The sequence below is a fragment of the Aminobacter sp. P4_H6_2 genome (genome assembly GCF_056400805.1).
In genome coordinates this window covers 1-2243 of sequence record NZ_JBFUKO010000776.1, presented here as the reverse complement: position 1 = coordinate 2243, position 2243 = coordinate 1, and the positions used below count along the sequence as shown (strand labels likewise).

General features: G+C 60.7%; 3 protein-coding genes. 2 read left to right on the top strand and 1 reads right to left on the bottom strand.

Features of this window, described 5'->3' with window-relative positions:
- The first annotated feature begins 158 nt into the window (after positions 1-158).
- Positions 159-761, top strand: coding sequence for a TetR/AcrR family transcriptional regulator (locus AC1DUU_RS29970; protein ID WP_476786953.1), 603 nt, complete (start codon positions 159-161; stop codon positions 759-761).
- A 97-nt stretch (positions 762-858) separates the two neighbouring features.
- On the opposite strand, the gene AC1DUU_RS29965 is transcribed toward AC1DUU_RS29970, so the two are convergent.
- On the bottom strand, positions 859-1773 hold the full coding sequence (locus AC1DUU_RS29965; RefSeq protein WP_476786952.1) for a peptidylprolyl isomerase: 915 nt from the start codon (positions 1771-1773) through the stop codon (positions 859-861).
- Positions 1774-2010: 237 nt separating this feature from the next.
- Here AC1DUU_RS29965 and AC1DUU_RS29960 point away from each other — a divergent pair.
- A partial coding sequence (locus AC1DUU_RS29960) for a hypothetical protein (RefSeq protein ID WP_476786951.1) occupies positions 2011-2243 on the top strand: 233 nt, incomplete at its 3' end.

The window sequence follows — 2243 nt, the reverse complement described above, 5'->3', positions numbered from 1 at the left end:
ACGCCGAGCAAAACCATGAGGGCGAAACGTGGGCGGGAAAAACGGGTTGAAGAAGCAGGCATTTCCATCTCCATCGGAACGAAACGTTTCGTTATATAAAACGGGCCGTTTCGTTTCGTCAAGAGGTCGTATAGGATTGTCGCGAACCGGAGAACGAGATGAGCATTGAAGTAGACAGCGCGCGGAAATCGATCGGCGCGAGGCGCAGCCCTGAAAGCGCCGAGGCGATCCTTGAGGCGGCAGAAGCCGTGCTGCGCGAAAGTGGCCATGCCGGATTCTCGATCGAGGCGGTCGCGCGCCGCGCCCGCGCCGGCAAGCCGACGATCTATCGCTGGTGGCCGAGCAAGACAGCCCTGCTTCTCGAGGTCTATCAACGCCAGAAGGGCGATGTCGCCTACCCCGACAGCGGCAGCATTGAAGAAGACCTGTTCGGTTTTGCCAGGAGCCTGTTTGCGCATTGGCGCGCAACACCCTCGGGTGGCATCTTTCGCTCGCTGGTGGCCGAGGCCCAATCCGATCCTGCTGCAGCCCAAGCGCTGGCCGAATATGCAGCTGGACGCAGGGCCAATACCGGCAAGATCATCGAGCGGGCCAAGGCACGCGGCGAAGTGGCTGCCGATGTAGATCCGACCCAGATCGCCGACATGGTCTCGTCCTATGCCTGGGTGCACCTGCTCACTGGACGGCTCGACGAGGACGATGCGACGTTGCGTGCGGCGATCCGGGTGATCGTGCACGGCATCAAGACCCAAAACAGCTGATTTCGCAGCCAAGCGCCGCGATTTTTCGAAAATCGAGCACAAACAAAAAGGGCGACGCCAAACAGCGCCGCCTTTTTTTGTTTTGAAGTGACGAAAATTACTTCTGCGCGTCGATGGCGTCGATCGCCGTCTTCAGCGCCGGGTCGGTGACTTCGACCTTGCCGGCAGCACGGACCTGCTTGACCAGCTCGATATATTTCTCGCGGATCAGGAGCGAGCGGACCTGCTCCTTGACGGTGTCGAATGCCGGCGGCTGCTGGGTGCGCTTGTCTTCGACCTTGATGATGTGCCAGCCGAACTGGGTCTGCACCGGCTCCTTGGAATAGGCACCGATTTCAAGGGCGAGTGCGGCCTTTTCGAACTCCGGCACCATCTGGCCGGGGCCGAAGAAGCCGAGATCGCCACCGGAGGTCTTGCCGCTCGGGTCGGTGGTGTTTTCATTGGCGAGCTTCTGGAATTCCTCGCCGCCATCGAGCTTCTTGATGATCGCATCGGCCTCTTCCTTGGTCTTGACCAGGATGTGGCGGGCATGGACTTCGTTGACCGGCTTCTGGGCCGCGATTTCCTTGTCGTAGCGGGCGCGGATCTCGTCGTCGGTGATCTTGCCGGCGACTTCCTTTTCAACCAATTCGCCATGCAGGGCGCGCTGGTCGAGGAAAGCCAGGCGGCGCTGGAAGTCAGCGTCCTTGTCGAGGCCCTTTTCGACTGCCTGGGCAGCCATCAGCCTGATCTCGATGATCGACGACAGGGCAGCGGCACGGCGCTGTTCGGGCGGCAGGTTGCCGAACTGCTGGCCAAGATCCTGCTCGGCGAGCGTAATGTCGGCCTCGGTGACGTTCTCGCCATTGATGGTGGCCACGATCGCATTCGGATCGACAGGAACAGCAGCGGGAGCCGCGGTCTGGGCTGCGGGCGCAGCTTCCTGCGCGACTAGTGGCAGCGACGACAGCGCCACGAGACCGGCTGCAAGTCCGAGACTGGCAAGCGAGGCGCTACGGAACGAAAAAGGCATCTAAACTCTCCGGTGGGGATGACCGCGCTTCCAAATCAACCTAAATGTGGCGGAATTTGGCGTCTTCGGCAGGCTCTCTGCGACGTTGACATAAGTTGTGCCCCCTCTTATCTGTCCATCGTCTTCGCGTCCAGAACCGTTTTCCGGGCGCTTTTCGTGTTGAACCTGCCACCGCGTTATCCTCGGTAGGTTCGGCCGGCGGACAGTCGGCTTCATTCGAATTGAAAGGGCCACTTGATGGTCAGTCTCGGCGGTCTCGCCCGTAAGATTTTCGGTTCCTCCAACGACCGCCGTGTCAAGTCGACCCGGCCCCGGGTGGAAGCGATAAACGCAATGGAAAATGAACTGCAGGCGCTGACCGACGACCAGCTTCGGGCGCGGACCGAGCAGTTCCGCCAGGATATCGCCAATGGTGCCTCCCTCGATGACCTGCTGATCCCGGCATTCGCCACTGTGCGCGAAGGCTGTCT